Genomic DNA, 19100 nt, shown 5'->3' on the forward strand with positions numbered 1-19100 from the left:
ATACCTCCGGTAACTATCATACTAGGATTGGTCTATGCTGTAAGCAGGTAAGAATCACCAAGGATGACATCAAATCGTTGTGCCGCTTATTTTGCATGGAAAAAAGAGGTGTTACCCCTTATAATAGGCTTGTACAAACGTAGAGAGGATGTCAGGAATGAAAAAAAACAACACATTTACACTGATCATATTTCTAATCATCGGGTTAATTACCGGGATTATTATTGGCCAGCTGCTGGCACCCGTTCCTGCTCTCTCATTTTTAACCAAGTCGGTTCAAATTTCATGGGAACCCAAAGCGGATTTACAAGTTGTGAAATATGAATTTCATCTTTTGGTGAAGCTAAACCTATGCAGCATTATTGGCTTAGTTGGAGCCTATTTACTTTATCGGAAGCTATAGGGAAAAATTGAAGTTTGTTCAGGTAGGATACTAAATTAGGAGTTGTTGAACGTGCATACCCCAGATCATACAAGACTTATTCTAGCTTCTTCGTCGCCGCGTAGGCAGGAGCTAATCCAATCTTTCGGACTACCCTATATTATTCGGGTGAGTGACGCGGATGAGACCGTCGAACAAAAAATAACGCCTTCTGAACTTGTTGAGCTGCTCTCTTTGCGCAAAGCTTCTACCGTTCAAGAAATGCTAGAAGAACAAGATAAGCACGGTATTATCATTGGCTCGGATACGGTTGTGGTGCTAGACGAGGAAGTTCTTGGCAAACCGGTAGATGAACAAGATGCCTTCCGCATGCTGCAAGGTCTGCAAGGCCGTACGCATCAGGTGTATAGCGGTGTGGCCTGTGTGGATGCAGCAACGGGGAAACAGGTTGTCTCACATAGCGTGACCAACGTGCGAATGAAGGCGATGTCGGACGAGCAGATTTTGCGCTATATTGCTACAGGGGAACCGAGAGATAAAGCGGGCTCTTACGCGATTCAAGGGATCGGAGCAACGATCATTAGTGGAATTGAAGGCGATTATTTCACGGTTGTCGGACTCCCGCTTTCATTGCTGAGTGATTTGCTGCTGACATTCGATATTCAGATTCTGTAACCTGATTTCCAGTCCTATCCATTCTAGTCCAAAATAGGGTAATAAGATTGACTGAGCAATCTGTAACGGTTACAATGACAGTAAGCGACATAACTTCGCATTCTTCAGGGAGGTATCTACCATGAACAGCGAATTTACCATTGCCGTCCACAGCCTTGTTCTGTTAGCGCATTTGCCAGATCATATGGCAACGAGCGAACAAATCGCAGCAAATGTGTCTACGCATTCTGCACGAATTCGTAAGGTCATGGGTTTTCTGCGCAAAGCAGGGTATGTGTCTACGAAGGAAGGTATTGGCGGCGGTTTTATTTTAAGTTGTAAGCCTGAGGAAGTTACACTCGGTGAAATCTACCGATTAACCTGCCAAGGTACGTTGAAGCCAAGTTGGTGCTCAGGTGATGAGTCCAAACCATGTATGATTTCATCCAAGATGGATCGATTGATGGGTAAGGTTTTCATGGATGCTGAGAAGCAAATGGAAAATTACTTTGAAGGTCATACGATCGGCAGCATGCTTGAACAAATCAGAAATTTAGAATGTCCCAAATCGCATACAGAATCTTTATCCTAGAAGCCCTCGGATCCTATATCCGGGGGTTTTATGTGTCTTTAGGGGTCTGTTCCTGCATGCATGGGATAGCTAGAAGTAACACAACCTACAATACGGAAGAGGGGAAAACATGGAAAGCTCAAGCCTGATGCTGCGAGAAGTTCCGTACGAAGAAAGACCGCGTGAGCGTATGCTCCAATTAGGAGCAGGGGCCTTAAGTCATGCTGAATTGCTAGCCATTTTATTAAGAACTGGGACAGTAGCGGAATCTGCCATTCATCTGGCAAGCCGGATTCTAAGTGAAAGCGGCGGTCTGCGCAGCCTAGTCGACATGAGCAAAGACCAGCTGACACAAATCAAGGGGATTGGCGATGCGAAAGCACTCCAAATTATGGCGGGAATTGAGCTAGGCCGCAGATTAGCCAAAAGCTCTTATGAGGAGAGGGTTACGATCCGTTCTCCTAAAGATATCGCGGATTTAATGAGCGAGGATCTGCGGTATTTACAGAAGGAGCATTTCGTTTGCTTGTTTCTAAATACCAAGAATCATGTTCTTGCGCAAGAAACGTTATCGATGGGCAGCTTGAATGCTTCCATTGTTCACCCGCGGGAAGTGTTCCGAGCAGCGATTAAACGGAGCAGTGCTTCGATTATTTGTGTACATAACCATCCGAGCGGGGACCCCACCCCAAGTCCGGAAGATATTAGTCTGACCAGGCGATTAGTGGAAGCTGGAGCCATAATTGGTATTGAAGTGTTAGATCATGTTATCATTGGAGATCAGAGATTTATAAGTTTGAAGGAACAAGGCTTTATGTAATATAATAGAACACGCAACAGGAAAGGAGCCGTTAGTATGTTTGGTGGTTTTACGAAAGATCTTGGGATTGATTTGGGTACCGCGAATACATTGGTGTATGTGAAAGGCAGAGGAATAATCGTTAGGGAGCCTTCAGTGGTTGCCCTGCGTACAGATACGAAGACAATTGAAGCAGTAGGTGAATCGGCTAAAAAGATGATTGGTCGGACACCAGGGAACATCCGTGCAGTTCGTCCAATGAAAGATGGCGTCATTGCCGATTTCGACACGACCGCTACGATGATTCGTTACTTTATTCGCCAAGCGCAGAAACAGCGTTGGTTATTTCCGCGCCATCCGAACGTCATGGTGTGTGTGCCATCCGGTATTACAGCAGTAGAAAAGCGTGCCGTTGAAGATGCAACGAAGCAAGCTGGAGCAAGGGAAGCCTATACCATTGAGGAGCCGTTTGCTGCTGCGATTGGTGCAGACCTGCCAGTATGGGAGCCTACCGGAAGCATGGTGGTCGATATTGGCGGAGGAACAACAGAAGTTGCGGTTATCTCGCTTGGCGGTATCGTTACCAGCCGATCCATTCGGATTGCCGGCGATGAAATGGATGAAGCCATTATTCAATACATTAAACGTACATATAATCTGATGATTGGTGAACGCACAGCGGAAACGCTGAAAATTGAAATTGGTTCGGCTCTTAATATGGAGAAGGCAGAAACGCTTGAAATTCGTGGTCGTGACCTTGTCAGCGGCTTGCCGAAAACAATAAGCGTATCCTCGGTCGAGATTACAGAATCGTTGTCTGACACGGTAAGTGCGATTGTGGAAGCCGTGAAGGTTACGCTTGAGAAGTGTCCGCCTGAGTTGTCTGCTGATATTATGGATCGCGGAATTGTATTGACTGGCGGAGGCGGATTGCTCCGCAATTTGGATCGTCTTTTAGCTAGAGAAACAGGGATGCCTGTATTGGTTGCTGATAATCCATTGGATTGTGTTGCAATAGGAACAGGTCGCGCTTTAGAAAACATTCATTTGTTTAAAAACAAATCAGGATCTGGTTCGAGATATAAGGGTTAATTATCGTTAGAAGGTGCTAATTTGTTTAAATTCATGGGAAATAAACGACTCATTTTTCTTATGTCCGGGTTAGTCTGTTTCTTTATCTTAATGGGACTAACACTAGGCAATCGCGGGCCGATGACATGGCCTGAAAAATTTGTGAAAGACTCGGTTTCATGGACGCAAGGACTCTTGTACAAGCCCGCTGCGCAGGTAGCGGGTTTCTTCGAAGATATCAGACAGCTGCGTGTCATTTATGAAGAAAACAAAACATTAAAGCTGACGCTCACGCAGTATGCGCGAGATACGCAGCGATTGAACGAGCTTGAATCACAGAACAAACGACTCATGGAAGCGCTTGGTTTTACAGAGCGTCAGCGTGAAGCTAACAATTATACGTATCGCATCGCAGAGGTTGTCACCATTGATCCAGACCCGTACAACAGCACTGTTACGATTAATTTGGGTGATAAAGACGGGATCAAGGAGAATATGGCCGTTATGACGGTCGATGGCTTAGTAGGAAGAGTGAGCAAAGTATTTGGTTTTCACTCCAATGTGCAGCTTCTTACAGAGACCAACGATACGGATAACAACTCGAAGGCGATTGCGGTCACAGTCAAAGGTAACGAAACTCAGCCATTTGGGATGATTGAATCGTATGATCCTAAAGTAGGTGAGCTGGTGATGAATAAGGTCGAACATGCGGATGATATGAAGGTCGGCGATACGATTATTACGTCAGGCTTGGGGCAGGTTTTCCCTAAAGGGATAGAAGTGGGTACGATCTCGTCGATAGGACCTGGGGAATTTGGCATTACCTATAAAGTTATGGTGAAGCCAAGAGCATCCTTTAATCGGATCCGTGAAGTGTTCGTCGTTGAAGTTCCGGAAGTGAAATGAGGTGAGCCGACAAATGAATAGACAAGTCTTATGGCTCATCCTGTTCGGATTGTTTATCCTTCAAGGCAGCTTAGTGGTATGGCTGCTGCCATCCTCATGGCAATCGATCGTCTACGTAACTCCGCACTTAACCTTGGTTTTCATCATGTTTATTGGACTTTTTCATCATCGTCATGCGGCTTTGGTTTATGGACTTTTATTTGGTTTATTACATGATTTCACCTACTATGGAGCTATGCTTGGCGTATATTCCTTCAGCATGGGACTCGTAGGGTATTTGGCAGGGCTTGCTCAGCGCAAGCAGCCGAACTTAATTTTTTACAACTTGCTGATAACGAGCTTAGGTTTGCTCATATTTGAATTTCTGAACTATGGCATCAACCGCTTATTCAAGCTGATTGCGATTGATCTTAATTTTGCTCTCACCCATTACATGCTCCCAAGTGTTCTCTTTAATTTACTTGTGGCCTTGATTTGCTACGTTCCCATTCGCAAACTGCTTGAAGGCAAGCGTCTTGCAGCTTCAGCGAAGGAAGATTAATTTTCCAGGTGACAAGCAGGAAAAATTAGAACAAGGGCCGAAATGTATAGGTTGGGAGGTCGTCATGCCATTATGTCTGTAGCGAAGCACCATGTGATGATAAAAGGGGTCAAGGATGGCCTTGTTTTTTTACTAAATGACGCATGCGATTGGCAAGAGCTGTTGCAAGAGCTGCAACATAAGCTTGAGAAAACGCATCAACAAATATTAACGGGTCCCATTATTCATGTGAATATCAAATTGGGCACCCGTGAGGCGACGGATGAGCAGAAGGAAGAGATTCGCGCTGTCATTCGGCAGAAAGGGAATCTCTTGATTCAATCGATCGAAAGTGAACCGCCGAAGGTCGAAGTGCTGCCCGAGCCCAAAGCCTCGATGACAACCCTAAGAGGGATGATTCGTTCAGGACAAACGCTCCACAACGAAGGGGATTTACTTTATTTAGGTGATGTGAACCCAGGCGGAATTATTACTTCCACAGGGAACATTTACATCATGGGGTCACTTCGTGGTATGGCCCATGCGGGGTCAGATGGGGATGAGAAGGCCATCATTGCCGCTTCTCATATGCGTCCTACGCAATTGCGAATTGCTGGCGTCATCAGCCGTTCACCCGACGAATGGGGAATTGAAGAGGCATTCATGGAATTTGCTTATGTTAAAGAAGGTAAAATGGAGATCGATAAGCTGCATCAGCTTCATCGGATTTGGCCGGATGCTCCGGTCAAATTGTAATTTTGATCATAAAAACTATGTCTGGGGTGAGGAATATGGGAGAGGCTATCGTTGTCACCTCAGGTAAAGGCGGCGTTGGTAAAACGACGACTTCCGCTAATCTGGGGACTGCTCTTGCACTTCTTGGGAAGAAAGTATGCATGGTGGATACGGATATTGGTTTACGTAATCTAGATGTAGTTATGGGCTTGGAAAATCGGATTATCTACGATCTTGTGGACGTTGCGGAAGGACGCTGCCGATTGCCTCAGGCTTTAATTAAAGATAAGCGGTTTGATGAACTGTATCTGCTGCCAGCGGCGCAAACAAAAGACAAGCATGCCGTGTCTCCGGAACAAGTTCGGACGATTATTCTGGAACTTAAAAATGATTTCGAATACGTCATCATTGACTGCCCGGCAGGGATTGAGCAGGGCTTCAAAAACGCGGTTGCCGGCGCTGACAAAGCGATTGTCGTAACGACGCCAGAGAATGCAGCTGTGCGCGATGCGGATCGGATTATAGGCTTGTTGGAAAATGAGAAAATATCTTCACCGAAGCTGGTGATTAATCGCATACGCCCGCAAATGGTAAAAAAAGGCGAGATGCTGGACATCGATGAAATCTGTACCGTACTCGCTATCGATTTGTTGGGGATTGTGCCGGATGATGAGCATGTAATTAAAGCGGCTAATTTAGGTGAGCCTACGGTGATGAATCCTTCATCACGCGCTGCTATTGCGTATCGGAATATTGCGCGACGTATCGTTGGGGATACGGTGCCGCTCATGCAGCTTGAAGATAAAACCGGTTGGGTAAAACGTATGAAAAAGTTTATTGGAATAGGATGATTGTTCTGTGTTTGCCAAGCTGAAAAACATTGATATTCCAATTGTTGTCATCCTATTTGCTTTTATGGTTATCAGTACGATGTTAGTCTATAGCTCATCGATCGATCATCCGACGATTAACATTAGTATTACAAAAATTTTGGTCTTATACGCGGTAGGCTTAGTGGCCTTTCTAGGTTGTAGTTTATTCGATTACCGTGTGCTTATTCGGATCGCCCCGTATTTGTATGGGATTGGGATTGTCTCCTTGATTGCCGTTTATTTTTTCGGTAAAAAAATTCATGGCGCCCGCGGCTGGTTTGAGCTTCCAGGCGGTTTGACTTTTCAGCCGGCAGAACTCGTCAAGCTGATCCTCATTATTTGTATCACAGCTCTTCTGGCTAAACGCGGAGGAGATCTGCTCTTAGTTAAAAATGATATTATTCCAGTAGGAATAGCCGTTCTCATTCCTTTCATGCTAGTGCTCATTCAGCCGGACTTAGGGAATGCGATCATTTTTATCATTATTTTGCTAGGGATGCTGTGGATCGGTAATATCAAATATTCGCAAGTTTTGATAAGTATCCTTGTCGTGGCCGGGGTAGGCTTCCTGACACTTACCCTGTATAAACATTTTCATGATACCTTATTCGAGATGCTGAAAGGCTATGGCTTCAGCCACTGGATGGATCGGATTGATACGTTCCTCTATCCGACAGAAGTGTCAGATGATGATAATTATCAGGTACGTAACGCAGTGAGGGCCATTGGTTCAGGAGGCTTAGAAGGGGAAGGCTTCTTGCAGGGGACTTCCGTGCATAGTAACTTTATCCCTTTCGCCTATTCCGATTCAATTTTCGTCGTTGTTGGAGAAGAGTTTGGTTTCCGTGGATCTGCTGTCCTATTGCTTATTTATTTCTTGCTTATCTATCGGATGATTCTAATCTCTATCCAAAGTTCTCAATTAGGCGGGGCTTATATCGTGGTTGGCGTTGTCTCCATGTTCGTGTTTCAAATATTTGAAAACGTCGGTATGATGATTGGCATTATGCCGTTAACTGGTATTACGCTTCCATTCGTAAGCTATGGGGGAACATCGCTCCTGATCAACATGCTCTCACTCGGCTTAGTCATGAGTGTGAAGCTGCATCAAGAGCGTGCCCCTGAATTGTTTTAAATTCTGACAGGCTGCCGTGAGGCGGCTTGTTTTTTTTGTGCATCCACGATAATCACATAATCTTGTCCACTCCCACATAGGTTGTATTAATGAAACTTTATAAGGAGGGGGATTCTATGGTTATCAAAGATAAAGTAAAGCAGCGCCGACTAGAACGACTTCGTCATTTGCGAGAATCATCGGAAGCAACACTCGGGAATGGAAGTACACTTAGAACCTCTCAGTCGGCCGATTTCTTTTTGCCTCCGCGTCAAATAGACGAAGTGCCGCTGCTTGCCGATCCTGAATGGAGAAGGCGAATGGAGGACCCTGAATTTGCCTGGAGACAAAAGCTGATGATGGATAGAAATCAGGATGATCCAGAAAAAAGCTTGTTCACGCCTCCGTCTCCGCGTAAGATCGCCTACAAGTTGCTAATCAGCGCCGCGATATTTGGGGCTGTTTATGGCATGTTTCAGCTAGACAAGCCTTGGGCAATCACAGGCAAGCTATATATTACAGCAGCACTTACGCAGTCCTATGATTTTACGGCGATTTCCGCGTGGTATACCGAAAAGTTCGGAGGAGCGCCTTCCTTTATTCCAAGCTTTAATCGCACAGGAAATGAGGCGGTTATTGTCAGTACCTCGAGGCGTACGTTGTTCGCCCCAGCGAAAGGTAGCGTCATGGTTAGATATGATGGAACCCTCCATAAGGGAGTGAATCTGAATACGGCTGAGTTTGCTCCAGTGTATGCCATGGATACAGGGCAGGTCATTTTTTCGGGCCAAGCTGCGGATACTGGTTTAACGATCATGATTCGTCATCCAGGAGGGCTGGAGTCCTTATATGGCGGGCTTAGTGAAGCAAGTGTATCCGTTGGAGACTGGATGAAGGTTGGCGAGCCCATCGGCAAGGCATCAGCTAAAGACCCAGCGAAAGGGACGCTGTACTTCTCCGTCATGAAAGAGGGCGTGACAATCAACCCGGCGGATGTGATCACCTTTGATTAAATGGGCAGGCACGAAATATCGATTTCATCCGTTATTTACGTTAATTATGATCGGTTGTGCCTTTACTGGGTATTTTTTAGAGGCAATCACCCTGTTTGGCATTGTGCTCATCCATGAGCTGGGTCACTTAACCGCGGCCAAAGGCTTCGGTTGGCGAGTGCAAGAAGTGCAGCTTCTTCCCTTCGGCGGTGTTTTAATTGTTGATGAGTTAGGAACGACGTCCACTCGCGAGGAACTGATCGTCGCTTTAGCTGGCCCTTTGCAGCACGTGTGGATGATCCTATTAGCGCTGCTGATGAAGTCGATGGATATCGGAAGTGGCAGCTGGTGGGACTATTTCATTGAAGCTAATCTGATGATTGGCTTATTCAATCTGATCCCTGTGATGCCGCTAGATGGCGGCAAAGTGATGCAAGGACTTTTGGGCTATATCATGCCGTACCATAGCACCATTGTGTATTCCGTTTGGATTAGTATGATTATTAGCTTCTCGATCATCATCATGGCCATTATCCAGCTTATACAAGGTCATCTGCCGATCAATATCCTCGTCATAGGCTTGTTTCTCCTGGTGTCGAATTGGTATGCCTACAGGCAAATACCGTACCATTTTCTTCGTTTTCTAATGGGGCGCGGTTTCCGAGTGGGGCAGCTGTTGAGCCGCGGTACGAGAGCGCAGCCGATTGTCATCCCTAGACAGCTTACGATGGCTGAGACTTTGAAGCTTTTTATGCGTGAGAAATATCACTTGATCTACGTTGTGAACGACCTAGGGCGCATCCAAGCGGTGTTGCCCGAGCAGCAAATCGTCGGCGGTTATTTAGATGGGAAAAAACCGGGGAGTGCAGTTTCCGATCTTTTCATGTAAAATAACTGGTGAGGTGAACGTGTATGAAGCAACTGATAATTCACAGCGCCCCCGAGCTTACACAAGCGGCTTTGCTAGAGGATGGTCGTCTTGTGGAGTATGATACGCAGTATCCGCTTGAAACTCAACGGGCAGGCAGCATCTACATGGGCCGCATCGTTAACGTACTTCCTGGCATGCAAGCGGCATTCGTCGATATTGGACTTGCGAAGAATGCCTTTCTTTATATAGACGATCTCCTCCCCGTTCATTTGGACAAGCAGCCAAAGATCAAGCCTTCCATTACGGATATTGCTGAAGTGGGTCAAACACTGATGGTCCAAGTTAGCAAGGATCCGCAAGGTACCAAAGGGGCGAGAGTGACTACGCACGTTTCGATTCCGGGCCGTTGGATTGTTTATATGCCAGATGCTGATTATATTGCGATATCGCGTAAAATTGACATCGAAGCTGAGCGGCAGCGTCTTAAGCAGCTTGCAGAGGGTAACCTTTTGCCTGGAGAAGGCGTCATTATTCGCACTGGTGCCATAGGGCAAAGCGAGGAAGCCATTCGAGACGATTTGCAAAATTTACGCGATGTATGGAGCACCATTCTAGCGAAACGAGAAGAGTCTGATGTACCTGCACAGCTCTATCAAGACCTCGATCTCCTGCCGAAGCTGGCTAGAGATGTGATTTCGGATGAAGTGCAAGAAGTGTGGATGAGTAACAATAAAGTATTTGAAGAGATGAGAACCTTGCTGCGTAAGCAGCAGCCGAGCTGGCGAGGCCGGATTGCGTTTTATGATCGCAAAACACCGATGTTCGATCACTTTGGCGTTACAGAAGAACTGAATCAGAGCTTTCGTCGTAAAATATGGCTGCCTAGCGGCGGATACTTAATCATCGATCAAACAGAAGCGCTGACGGTGATTGATGTAAACACAGGACGTTACACGGGTTCTATTGATTTAGAGCAAACCGTTACCGATATTAACCGGGAAGCCGCGGTTGAAATTCCGCGATTGCTGCGGCTGCGTAATCTTAGAGGCATCATTATTGTTGATTTTATTGATATGCACGCAGAAGACAATCGAGCGAAGGTCATGGCGAATATGGCGGAAGCTGTGCGCAAGGATCGTTCCAAGACGACAATTGTCGGTTGGACCAAGCTCGGATTGCTGGAAATGACTCGAAAACGCAAATAAAAGATTGCATATGAAAATATAACTGTGTTATAATATTCGGAGTGTGTTGTTTAGGCATGCTGTAACCGCACGAAACAGGTCGAAGTACGCGAATGGATTCATTCCTTTCCGTCACCTGCACAAGGCGAGTCTGAGACATGAGGAGGTAAGTGAAAATGTACGCAATTATTGAAACAGGTGGTAAACAGTACAAAGTTCAAGAGGGCGATGTTCTTTACATCGAGAAATTGAACGCTGCTGAAGGTGAGGTTGTATCTTTTGATCGTGTGTTCTTGGTTTCCAAAGAGGATGGCCTAGTAGTAGGTGCTCCATTGGTTGCTGGTGCTTCCGTTTCCGCGAAAGTAGAAAAACACGGCAAAGGCGCAAAAGTCATCGTTTATAAGTACAAGCCGAAAAAGAACTATCACAAAAAGCAAGGTCATCGTCAACCGTACACAAGAGTAGTAGTTGAGAAAATCCAAGCGTAAGAGACAAGCTTATGATCTATGTGACCATAGAGCGTCTTGAACCAGATTCACCTCAAATTCTTTCTTTTGTCGTTGAAGGCCATGCTGAATATGACGTACCTGGCAAAGACTTGGTCTGCGCCGCGGTATCAGCGGTTTCCGTTGGTACTATTAACTCGATCGTATCTTTAACCGGTGTGATTCCAATTCACGAAATGGAGCGAGGACTGCTGGATGTAACCATCCCAGAAAGTGCGCGTGACATTCCTGAAACTTGGAGTCAAGTACAGTTGATTATAGAATCGATGGTCGTTATGTTACAATCGATTGAACAAACTTACGGTGATTATATAACGATTGAAACAATCTATCACAAAGGAGGATAACACCATGTTTTTGAAATTGGATCTCCAGTTATTCGCTTCCAAAAAAGGGGTAGGTTCCACAAAGAACGGTCGTGACTCGCACTCTAAGCGTCTTGGCGCTAAACGTGCTGACGGTCAAACTGTTACTGCTGGAAGCATTCTCTACCGTCAACGCGGTACGAAAATTCACCCAGGAACGAACGTAGGCATCGGTTCGGATGATACACTTTTCGCTTTGGTACAAGGCGTAGTGAAATTCGAGCGTTTGGGCCGCGATCGCAAAAAAGTGAGCGTATACCCAGTTGATGTAGCTCCAGTAGCTGCAGCTCAAGAAGCGTAATTAGAATCCCTGGTGAGCGACAGTTCATCCAGGGATTTTTTCTCAGCATATAAGGAAAAACCTCTAACCGTGATCACTCATTTCGGATGGTCGAGGGCAGAGGTTTTCTCGTTTGTTTGGTGAAGTTTTCCAGACGGCATGTTATACTGGATGAACGGTTACAAAGCAGGGAGAACGGGGCGGACGGATAATGAAGCAATTGGGCAGCGCGCAGGTATATTTATTAGCACTTGTGCTCATAGGATTGACTGGCATGTTAGTTACAGAACCCTGGATCATCAGAATTGCATTTTTACTCATCATACTTATCAGTGGGTATACAGCCTGGAGATTAGAAGCAAGCAGAATGGAAGAGAAGTTGCGTTCTAAGCTTAAACAGCAAGAACAAGACGAACAACTTAAGTTGATTGCCGTTGTTAATCGCTTACGGCATGATTGGATGAATGATACCCAAATTTTATTTGGTTATATTCAAATGAAGAAATTTGATAATTTACGGCCTTACATGGAAAAAATAAAAATGACTATGCAGCAGGAAAGCAATCTCTCTAGACTGGGGATCCCATCTTTCATTGCTTACTTGCTTCAATTCCGTGTTCAGTCGAAGACGTTAGAATTGAATGTGGAAGTCGAACAAGAAATTAATCTTGGACAACTCCCCATTCAAAGCGGATTGATCGAGCGATTGGTTCGACAGGTGGTGGCCTGTGTCCAAGAACATACAGCATTCGAAGATGGGGAAAGCGGCCTACTTAGCTTGGAGTTCGATGTCCAAGAGGATTGCTTACTGCTTGATTTTGTATATCAAGGCCCCTATGATCGGGAGCAACTTGAGCAATCAGTTTTAACACGTTTTGCATCAAAAAGTTCCCAGTACTCGCTTGAGCACAATGAATGGCTTGAAGATGAAGCAGGGATTACATTGCGATTGCCGTTTCCTATATAAAGTTGAGGTGTAGAAATGTTTGTTGATAAGGCGAAGGTTTTTGTAAAAGGTGGCGACGGTGGTGACGGTTTAGTTGCTTTTCGTCGTGAGAAGTACGTACCCGAAGGTGGTCCTGCCGGTGGTGACGGAGGCAATGGTGGAGATGTTGTTTTCCGCGTAGATGAAGGCTTGCGGACGTTGATGGATTTCCGTTATCAGAAGCACTTTAAAGCAGATCGCGGCGAGAAAGGCCGTAATAAATCCATGCATGGCGCGAATTCAGAGGATTTGGTTGTACGAATTCCGCCTGGAACGACCGTTATTGATGATGATACGCAAGAAGTCATTGCTGACTTAACTCGTCATGGTCAAGAAGTTGTCGTTGCCAAAGGTGGTCGTGGCGGAAGAGGGAATACTCGCTTCGCAACAGCACGTGTAACGGCTCCTGAGATTGCGGAGAACGGTGAAGAAGGCGTAGAACGTTGGGTCATCCTTGAAATGAAGGTTATGGCTGACGTTGGCCTTGTTGGTTTCCCGAGCGTGGGTAAATCCACGCTGCTGTCTGTTGTTTCGGCCGCGAAGCCGAAGATTGCAGCTTATCACTTTACAACACTAACCCCAAATCTGGGTGTTGTTGATGTTGGCGATGGCCGCAGCTTCGTTATGGCGGATCTACCAGGTTTGATCGAAGGCGCACACGAAGGCGTTGGGCTTGGCCATGAGTTCTTGCGTCACGTAGAACGGACGCGTGTTATTGTGCACGTCGTGGACATGTCGGCTGCTGATGGACGTGATCCTTACGAAGATTTCATCAAGATTAATGAGGAAATCAAGCTGTATAATGCTAAGCTGGAGCAGCGCCCGCAAATCGTAGTAGCCAACAAGATGGATATGCCGGAGTCGGAGGATAACTTGGCTTTGTTCAAGGAGCAGCTGGCAGCGGATGGTAAAGAGTTTGAGGTCTATCCGATATCGGCGTTAACGCGCGGCGGTGTTCAAGAGCTTTTGTATAAGATTTCTGACATCGTGGAAAGCATTCCGAACGCTCCAGAGGTTGAAGGCGTGTCTGAGACGGAAGAGCGTAAGGTATACCGCTTTGAGAAACGCGAAGAGAATGATTTCACGATTCGTCGTGATAATGATGTATTCGTTATTGAAAGTCCGTCGATTGAGAAATTGATCAAGCGGACGAATTTCTCAACGCAAGACGGGATCGCGCGATTTGCTCGTATTTTGCGTAACATGGGGATTGATGATGAGTTGCGTAGACGCGGAGCTGTCCATGGACAGACGATCCAAATCGGTGATTTTGACTTCGAGTTCGACGAGAACAATTTGTAATACAAGGCACTTATCCTAATAGGGTAGGTGCTTTTTTTGTTATCTTTACACAAATGTCATAATACTTGACATGCAGTTTCAAAAGGATTACCATTTTAGTAATAACAACAATTTTATGTAAGTAAATATAACATTAAAGTGTGAGGAAGGAGGGAGAATGATGAAGAGATGGATTCAAGCGATCTCGGATCCCTCGCAAATGCGGGATTTAACCTACGATGAGGCTGTGGAAGCAGCCAGCGAAATGGCGCGAGGGGACTCGACAGATGCGCAATGTGCAGCTTTCTTGATGGCGTTGTGTATGAAAGGGGAAGCCGATGACGAGCTGATGGCTTTTATCGATGTGTTTCGCAGCTACTCCTTGAATTATCATGCTCAGCCGAACTCACTGCATGCAACTGCGCCAACGGAAGGAAGGAAGCGATTCCCCATCACGCTGCCTGTCAGCCTGTTGCTTGCGTCTGTAGGCTTCACACAGGTGCTGCAAGGCGGCGAGGCACTTCCTTCACGACAAGGAACTTCCTTGCAGGAAATCTTAGAAAGCTTAGGTGTGTCCTTACATTTGTCAGTCAAGGCTTGGCAATCCATGTTAATGCATCTGCACATCGGTTATCTTCCAACGGAGCAGTTGTGTCCACCCATTGGACGGCTGAAGCAGGTGCGAGAGCAATTAGGGATACGAACGGTTATAGACACTATTGAGAGAGTACTGAATCCTGTGCTTTCCGCGAATTTGATTATCGGCGTACAGAAACGGAAGGCTATGGAGTCGCTCATTCCAATTTCGATGCGTTCTGGCTTTCAACAAGCTTATATTGTCAGCGGGATTGATGGCTCTGAGGATTTACCCCTCTATGAGAACAGCACGATTCGTATTGTGACACCTTGGGGAGATGAGTCGCGTGTTCTTGACCCCCAGAAGTTTGGATTTTCAAGTGCTCCTTTACCGTTGCTTACCAAAGAAGACCAGATCATCATGGTGAAACGAATTATTGCTGGCGATGATACGGTGGACGTAAAACGCGAACGCGATCATGTCATTTTCAATACGGGATTACGATTAAAATGGTTTGATAAAGTGGATAGCTATGAAGAGGGCTTTCAACTGGCGGAAGCTTTACTACAGCGGAAAGAGGCGCAGAAAATCATGCAACGCTGGATCGATCAGAGTCAATATTTGAAGAGACAGGATGTTGCGGATAGCGACGATTCCTCATCGAAACTAGGTTGAAGACCTTATCAGGAAGCTGTTCTGAGACAGCGAATGAGGGGTCTTTTTTTGATCCGTTCAAATAGGTCGGAAGAGCTTATATTTTTAAGGGGGTAGGGCGAATTGGTAGATGTTACAGCTAAAACTTAATCAATGGATATGTTACCATTTACTAGTGCCAGCATGATACGAAAGTACAAAACGCTAGGAGGACTACAACTTGAAGAATCAAATACTTGCTTTTGCCCTTATTCCATCTCTTATATTTGGTGCTGTTACAGTCCCATTACCTAAAGCAGCATCTGCTGCAACCACTGGTGAAGTTGTGAGCAGTGTAAGCTTTCGCCAAAGTCCAGATGAGAATTCACCTCGAATCCGCTATTTAAAAGCGGGAGAACCTGTTTCCATTATTGAGAAAGTAAATGCGTATTGGTATAGAGTTCAGGTGACGAACGGACAGATTGGCTATGTCTCAACGAGCGCTAAGTACATAAAAGCAAGCAGCCAGACTACGACGCCAGCAACGGGGACAGGACGCATTGTCGCAAGCGTGAGCTTCCGTACGGCAGCCGATCAGAATGCGACGCGCATTCGTTATTTGAAAGCAGGAGAAACGGTTCAGATCCTGCAGAAAGTGAATGCGTATTGGTATAAAGTCAGAGCTTCGGATGGTCGTGAAGGTTATATCAGTACAAGCCCTACATATATTTCAACCTCTGGTGCAGTCACTTCGCCGGGTTCCAACACAGGGGGCACAACGAGTGAAAAGATTCAGAAGGTCATTGCGGCAGGTAAAAAATACTTAGGAACCCCTTATGAATATGGTTCCAGTCGTGACAACACGGCAACGTTTGATTGTTCGGATTTTGTGCGTCAGGCTTTCAAGGATGGGATAGGACTAACCTTGCCATCCGACTCTAGAGGTCAAGGCACTTATGTGAAATCACTTGGACACAATGTGACGGATTGGCACAACCTTAAGGTTGGCGATCTGATGTTCTTTATGTCTTATAAAGGAACGGCACAGTCCAATTATGCAGGAATTAATAAGTCAGCTCAAACGATAACCCACGTTGCGATTTATTTAGGCAATGGTCAAATTCTATCGACGTATTCGAAAGAAAGCGGCGGTGTTCGCATTGATTCCATTGCGAATCGCCATTGGGAATATCGCTTCCTTTTCGGAGGCAGCGCGTTATAACACAAAAAGAGCAGGTAACGAGAAATCGTTGTCTGCTCTTTTCATTAGATTTGCATCGGATCCAGCAAGGGGTTCCAATGAATTGTAGCTAGACCTGTTTCTGCATGAATGCCAGCTGAGCCTATCCATGGATGTGAGGTAGGTCCAACTGTGAAATAATGCTCGAGTAAACTGCGGAAAATATAAGGCATCGGACGATCCAAGACAGCTGCTTTGGGAATCCAATGCAGATCGCCTTCGTTGGTAACGATGCGCGGATTAATATCCGTTTTGCCTACATAAAAAAATTGCTGACGTATTTCCTGGCCATTCAGCCGAATGAGGACATATTGCAAATGTAAGTCATGAATTTCATCCTGCTCAATGCCCGTTTCTTCCCATATCTCTCGGAAACAGGCTGTTCTCGGTTGACTAATTTCATGTGGTTCAAGATGACCGCCTATAGCCGCCCATAAGCCAGGGGAAAGTGTGCGGTTTAACGCGCGTTTCATCATAAGGAGCTCGTCCTGTTTGTTCCATAGCAGTGCGGTAGACATCATGCGTAAGGTAATCATGGAGAGATTCCTCCCTTCTCAGTTCCGTTTTAGCTTATCATAGATCGCGAGAGCCCTGCAAAGGCATATGCTTAGATGCATTTTGCCTATTGCTTCACAAGGCATGATTCGATATAATGTCCTCTATAGAGAAACATTAGTCTTTTTGGAGAGGACGGTAGTTAGGTGCCGGAGAGCAAAGAGTTTCTTCCTAGCATTAAGCACATCGGACCTGAGAGGTACTACTTAGTCCGTGAGGACATTCTTCCAGAAGGTGTTCTGAAGACAGCACAGGCCAAAGAATTGCTGGCACGCGGTGAAGTGAAGACGATTCACGACGCGGTAGAGCAAGTTGGGCTGAGCCGAAGCGCCTTCTATAAGTATAAAGATGGCATCCATCCACTAAGTAAGCTGGAACGTGAGAGAATTATTACGATTTCAATGGATTTGGAGCATCGGTCCGGGATATTGTCCCGCGTTCTTGCACTCATCGCAAATTTGGATGGCAATGTATTGACCATTCATCAAACGATTCCATTACAGGGTATGGCGAACGTCGTCATCTCTCTAGAAATTTCATCTATGGGTGAAGAAATCCGGGATATCGTGGATCGCCTCGGGGCACAAGACGGAGTTAAGCGCGCCATGGTCATCGGTCAAGGAAGTTAAGAAAAGCAAACAATTCAGGAGGTAATGAAATGAAGCCGATAAAGGTTGGTTTACTAGGTTTAGGTACGGTTGGAACAGGTGTTGTTCGTATTATTGAAGGACATCAAGAGGATTTACAACGTCAAACAGGTTCAGCCATTGAAATTTCCAAGATTCTTGTGCAAGATAAATCAAAGGCTCGCAATATCACAGTAGACCCTGAGAAACTTACAGAGAATGTATGGGACGTTATTGGCGATAGCGAAATTGATGTTGTCATTGAAGTTATGGGTGGCGTAGCAGCGACGAAAGAGCACATTCTAACTGCGCTTGGTAATGGAAAACACATCGTAACCGCTAATAAGGATCTTATGGCGATGCATGGTGCAGAAATTTTAGCCAAAGCGGCCGAAAATCAATGTGATGTCTTTTATGAAGCAAGTGTTGCAGGTGGAATTCCAATTATTCGTGCGCTAGTAGAAGGCTTCTCTTCCGATCGTATCACGAAAATTATGGGTATTGTGAACGGAACGACGAACTACATTTTGACTAAAATGAGCCAAGAGGGCGCTGCATATGCGGATGTGCTGAAGGAAGCACAAGAGTTAGGCTATGCAGAAGCGGATCCGACTTCGGATGTTGAAGGTTTAGATGCGGCTCGTAAAATGACGATTCTTTCTACGCTTGGTTTCCATGCCAATGTTGCTTTGAGTGATGTTCAGGCTAAGGGGATTTCCAAGGTTTCGAAGGAAGATATTCAATATGGTAAGAAGTTAGGTTATGAAGTGAAATTGCTAGGAATTGCTGAAAATCATGATGGGCACATCTCGGTCAGTGTACAGCCGACTATGGTGAAAAATTCCCACCCGCTTGCTTCCGTTAACGGCGTTTTCAATGCTGTCTATGTAACAGGTGAAGCTGTTGGGGAAACGATGTTCTACGGCGCAGGAGCTGGCGAGCTTCCAACGGCAACTTCCATCGTAGCTGATCTAGTAGCTGTTGCACGCAACTTGAAGCTCGGGATCAATGGCCAAACGGTTCAAGCCCCTTACAAAGAAATGAAGCTCAAAACAGATGAGCAAATCGCATCCAAAAATTTCATTTTGCTACATGTTGAAGATAAAGCCGGCGTGCTTGCGCAAATTACGCAAATTTTTGCGGAGCATGAAGTTAGCTTGGAATCGGTGTTCCAACATCCGAATAAAACGAATCCGAAGGCTGAAATTATTATCATTACGCACGATGCGAATCAAGCAAGCATGAAAAAAGTGTTGAAACAATTTGAATCGATGGACGTTATTCATGCCATTAAGAGCGTGTATCGTGTAGAAGGCTAGGTATAACGGAGCAGGAGCTGAGCTGCTTAATGCGGTACAATCTGCGGCAAAATCATGAAGAG

Annotated in this window: 23 protein-coding genes; 22 read left to right on the forward strand and 1 reads right to left on the reverse strand. The window is 45.6% G+C overall.

Annotated features, from left to right (window positions below; translation table 11 throughout):
* Positions 1–157: 157 nt before the first annotated feature.
* From AC58UX_RS00530 to AC58UX_RS00625, 20 genes are all read left to right on the forward strand, one after another.
* Positions 158–403, forward strand: a complete 246-nt coding sequence (locus AC58UX_RS00530) for a DUF4321 domain-containing protein (protein ID WP_497248659.1) — start codon at positions 158–160, stop codon at positions 401–403.
* 51 nt (positions 404–454) lie between these two features.
* Positions 455–1057: a Maf family protein gene (locus tag AC58UX_RS00535; RefSeq protein WP_497248661.1), complete on the forward strand. Its 603-nt coding sequence runs from the start codon at positions 455–457 to the stop codon at positions 1055–1057.
* Positions 1058–1178: 121 nt separating this feature from the next.
* A complete protein-coding gene (locus tag AC58UX_RS00540; RefSeq protein ID WP_497248663.1) occupies positions 1179–1628 on the forward strand; it encodes an Rrf2 family transcriptional regulator in 450 nt (149 codons plus the stop codon).
* A 109-nt stretch (positions 1629–1737) separates the two neighbouring features.
* Positions 1738–2427, forward strand: coding sequence for a RadC family protein (gene radC / locus AC58UX_RS00545; protein ID WP_497248665.1), 690 nt, complete (start codon positions 1738–1740; stop codon positions 2425–2427).
* A 36-nt stretch (positions 2428–2463) separates the two neighbouring features.
* Entirely contained in the window at positions 2464–3498 is a 1035-nt protein-coding gene (locus AC58UX_RS00550; protein WP_497248667.1) for a rod shape-determining protein, read from the forward strand.
* Positions 3499–3531: 33 nt separating this feature from the next.
* Positions 3532–4383 carry a rod shape-determining protein MreC gene (gene mreC / locus AC58UX_RS00555; RefSeq protein ID WP_497250000.1) on the forward strand — a complete coding sequence of 284 codons (852 nt, stop codon included), beginning with the start codon at positions 3532–3534 and terminating at the stop codon, positions 4381–4383.
* Between the two features lie 13 nt (positions 4384–4396).
* Positions 4397–4924 carry a rod shape-determining protein MreD gene (mreD, locus tag AC58UX_RS00560; RefSeq protein WP_497248669.1) on the forward strand — a complete coding sequence of 176 codons (528 nt, stop codon included), beginning with the start codon at positions 4397–4399 and terminating at the stop codon, positions 4922–4924.
* A 72-nt stretch (positions 4925–4996) separates the two neighbouring features.
* Positions 4997–5659 carry a septum site-determining protein MinC gene (minC, locus tag AC58UX_RS00565; RefSeq protein ID WP_497248671.1) on the forward strand — a complete coding sequence of 221 codons (663 nt, stop codon included), beginning with the start codon at positions 4997–4999 and terminating at the stop codon, positions 5657–5659.
* 35 nt (positions 5660–5694) lie between these two features.
* The gene (gene minD / locus AC58UX_RS00570) at positions 5695–6489 is read left to right on the forward strand and encodes a septum site-determining protein MinD (protein ID WP_497248673.1); all 795 of its coding nucleotides are present in this window, start codon (positions 5695–5697) and stop codon (positions 6487–6489) included.
* 7 nt (positions 6490–6496) lie between these two features.
* Positions 6497–7645: an FtsW/RodA/SpoVE family cell cycle protein gene (locus tag AC58UX_RS00575; protein WP_497248675.1), complete on the forward strand. Its 1149-nt coding sequence runs from the start codon at positions 6497–6499 to the stop codon at positions 7643–7645.
* A 116-nt stretch (positions 7646–7761) separates the two neighbouring features.
* The gene (locus AC58UX_RS00580; RefSeq protein WP_497248677.1) at positions 7762–8637 is read left to right on the forward strand and encodes a peptidoglycan DD-metalloendopeptidase family protein; all 876 of its coding nucleotides are present in this window, start codon (positions 7762–7764) and stop codon (positions 8635–8637) included.
* On the forward strand, positions 8630–9505 hold the full coding sequence (locus AC58UX_RS00585) for a M50 family metallopeptidase (protein WP_497248679.1): 876 nt from the start codon (positions 8630–8632) through the stop codon (positions 9503–9505). The genes AC58UX_RS00580 and AC58UX_RS00585 overlap by 8 nt, the downstream gene beginning before the upstream one ends.
* Before the next feature lie 23 nt (positions 9506–9528).
* Positions 9529–10692, forward strand: coding sequence for an Rne/Rng family ribonuclease (locus AC58UX_RS00590; RefSeq protein WP_497248681.1), 1164 nt, complete (start codon positions 9529–9531; stop codon positions 10690–10692).
* A gap of 155 nt (positions 10693–10847) precedes the next feature.
* Positions 10848–11159 (forward strand): 50S ribosomal protein L21, encoded by a 312-nt coding sequence (rplU, locus tag AC58UX_RS00595; RefSeq protein WP_028555793.1) that lies wholly within the window; start codon positions 10848–10850, stop codon positions 11157–11159.
* Positions 11160–11170: 11 nt separating this feature from the next.
* Entirely contained in the window at positions 11171–11524 is a 354-nt protein-coding gene (locus AC58UX_RS00600) for a ribosomal-processing cysteine protease Prp (protein ID WP_497248683.1), read from the forward strand.
* 4 nt (positions 11525–11528) lie between these two features.
* Positions 11529–11843, forward strand: a complete 315-nt coding sequence (rpmA, locus tag AC58UX_RS00605; RefSeq protein WP_497248685.1) for a 50S ribosomal protein L27 — start codon at positions 11529–11531, stop codon at positions 11841–11843.
* 190 nt (positions 11844–12033) lie between these two features.
* The gene (locus AC58UX_RS00610; protein ID WP_497248687.1) at positions 12034–12789 is read left to right on the forward strand and encodes a Spo0B domain-containing protein; all 756 of its coding nucleotides are present in this window, start codon (positions 12034–12036) and stop codon (positions 12787–12789) included.
* A gap of 15 nt (positions 12790–12804) precedes the next feature.
* Positions 12805–14109 (forward strand): GTPase ObgE, encoded by a 1305-nt coding sequence (gene obgE / locus AC58UX_RS00615; protein WP_497248689.1) that lies wholly within the window; start codon positions 12805–12807, stop codon positions 14107–14109.
* Positions 14110–14269: 160 nt separating this feature from the next.
* Positions 14270–15340 (forward strand): anthranilate phosphoribosyltransferase, encoded by a 1071-nt coding sequence (locus AC58UX_RS00620; protein WP_497248691.1) that lies wholly within the window; start codon positions 14270–14272, stop codon positions 15338–15340.
* Positions 15341–15539: 199 nt separating this feature from the next.
* A complete protein-coding gene (locus AC58UX_RS00625) occupies positions 15540–16520 on the forward strand; it encodes a C40 family peptidase (protein WP_497248693.1) in 981 nt (326 codons plus the stop codon).
* Positions 16521–16564: 44 nt separating this feature from the next.
* Here AC58UX_RS00625 and AC58UX_RS00630 read toward each other — a convergent pair whose 3' ends face one another.
* The gene (locus tag AC58UX_RS00630) at positions 16565–17074 is read right to left on the reverse strand and encodes an NUDIX domain-containing protein (protein ID WP_497248695.1); all 510 of its coding nucleotides are present in this window, start codon (positions 17072–17074) and stop codon (positions 16565–16567) included.
* Between the two features lie 165 nt (positions 17075–17239).
* Here AC58UX_RS00630 and AC58UX_RS00635 point away from each other — a divergent pair, with 165 nt between their 5' ends.
* Positions 17240–17722 carry an ACT domain-containing protein gene (locus AC58UX_RS00635; RefSeq protein WP_497248697.1) on the forward strand — a complete coding sequence of 161 codons (483 nt, stop codon included), beginning with the start codon at positions 17240–17242 and terminating at the stop codon, positions 17720–17722.
* 29 nt (positions 17723–17751) lie between these two features.
* On the forward strand, positions 17752–19038 hold the full coding sequence (locus tag AC58UX_RS00640) for a homoserine dehydrogenase (protein ID WP_497248699.1): 1287 nt from the start codon (positions 17752–17754) through the stop codon (positions 19036–19038).
* Positions 19039–19100 lie beyond the last annotated feature (62 nt).

This window comes from Paenibacillus sp. J22P90, assembly GCF_059692195.1.

What these genes read in the sequence shown, in the direction of transcription:
- AC58UX_RS00530 (WP_497248659.1), top strand. Translation starts at nt 158, where the DNA reads ATGAAAAAAAACAACACATTTACACTGATCATATTTCTAATCATCGGG.
- AC58UX_RS00540 (WP_497248663.1), top strand. Translation starts at nt 1,179, where the DNA reads ATGAACAGCGAATTTACCATTGCCGTCCACAGCCTTGTTCTGTTAGCG.
- radC (WP_497248665.1), top strand. Translation starts at nt 1,738, where the DNA reads ATGGAAAGCTCAAGCCTGATGCTGCGAGAAGTTCCGTACGAAGAAAGA.
- AC58UX_RS00550 (WP_497248667.1), top strand. Translation starts at nt 2,464, where the DNA reads ATGTTTGGTGGTTTTACGAAAGATCTTGGGATTGATTTGGGTACCGCG.
- mreC (WP_497250000.1), top strand. Translation starts at nt 3,532, where the DNA reads ATGGGAAATAAACGACTCATTTTTCTTATGTCCGGGTTAGTCTGTTTC.
- mreD (WP_497248669.1), top strand. Translation starts at nt 4,397, where the DNA reads ATGAATAGACAAGTCTTATGGCTCATCCTGTTCGGATTGTTTATCCTT.
- minC (WP_497248671.1), top strand. Translation starts at nt 4,997, where the DNA reads ATGTCTGTAGCGAAGCACCATGTGATGATAAAAGGGGTCAAGGATGGC.
- minD (WP_497248673.1), top strand. Translation starts at nt 5,695, where the DNA reads ATGGGAGAGGCTATCGTTGTCACCTCAGGTAAAGGCGGCGTTGGTAAA.
- AC58UX_RS00580 (WP_497248677.1), top strand. Translation starts at nt 7,762, where the DNA reads ATGGTTATCAAAGATAAAGTAAAGCAGCGCCGACTAGAACGACTTCGT.
- AC58UX_RS00590 (WP_497248681.1), top strand. Translation starts at nt 9,529, where the DNA reads ATGAAGCAACTGATAATTCACAGCGCCCCCGAGCTTACACAAGCGGCT.
- rplU (WP_028555793.1), top strand. Translation starts at nt 10,848, where the DNA reads ATGTACGCAATTATTGAAACAGGTGGTAAACAGTACAAAGTTCAAGAG.
- AC58UX_RS00600 (WP_497248683.1), top strand. Translation starts at nt 11,171, where the DNA reads ATGATCTATGTGACCATAGAGCGTCTTGAACCAGATTCACCTCAAATT.
- rpmA (WP_497248685.1), top strand. Translation starts at nt 11,529, where the DNA reads ATGTTTTTGAAATTGGATCTCCAGTTATTCGCTTCCAAAAAAGGGGTA.
- AC58UX_RS00610 (WP_497248687.1), top strand. Translation starts at nt 12,034, where the DNA reads ATGAAGCAATTGGGCAGCGCGCAGGTATATTTATTAGCACTTGTGCTC.
- obgE (WP_497248689.1), top strand. Translation starts at nt 12,805, where the DNA reads ATGTTTGTTGATAAGGCGAAGGTTTTTGTAAAAGGTGGCGACGGTGGT.
- AC58UX_RS00620 (WP_497248691.1), top strand. Translation starts at nt 14,270, where the DNA reads ATGAAGAGATGGATTCAAGCGATCTCGGATCCCTCGCAAATGCGGGAT.
- AC58UX_RS00630 (WP_497248695.1), bottom strand. Translation starts at nt 17,074, where the DNA reads ATGATTACCTTACGCATGATGTCTACCGCACTGCTATGGAACAAACAG.
- AC58UX_RS00640 (WP_497248699.1), top strand. Translation starts at nt 17,752, where the DNA reads ATGAAGCCGATAAAGGTTGGTTTACTAGGTTTAGGTACGGTTGGAACA.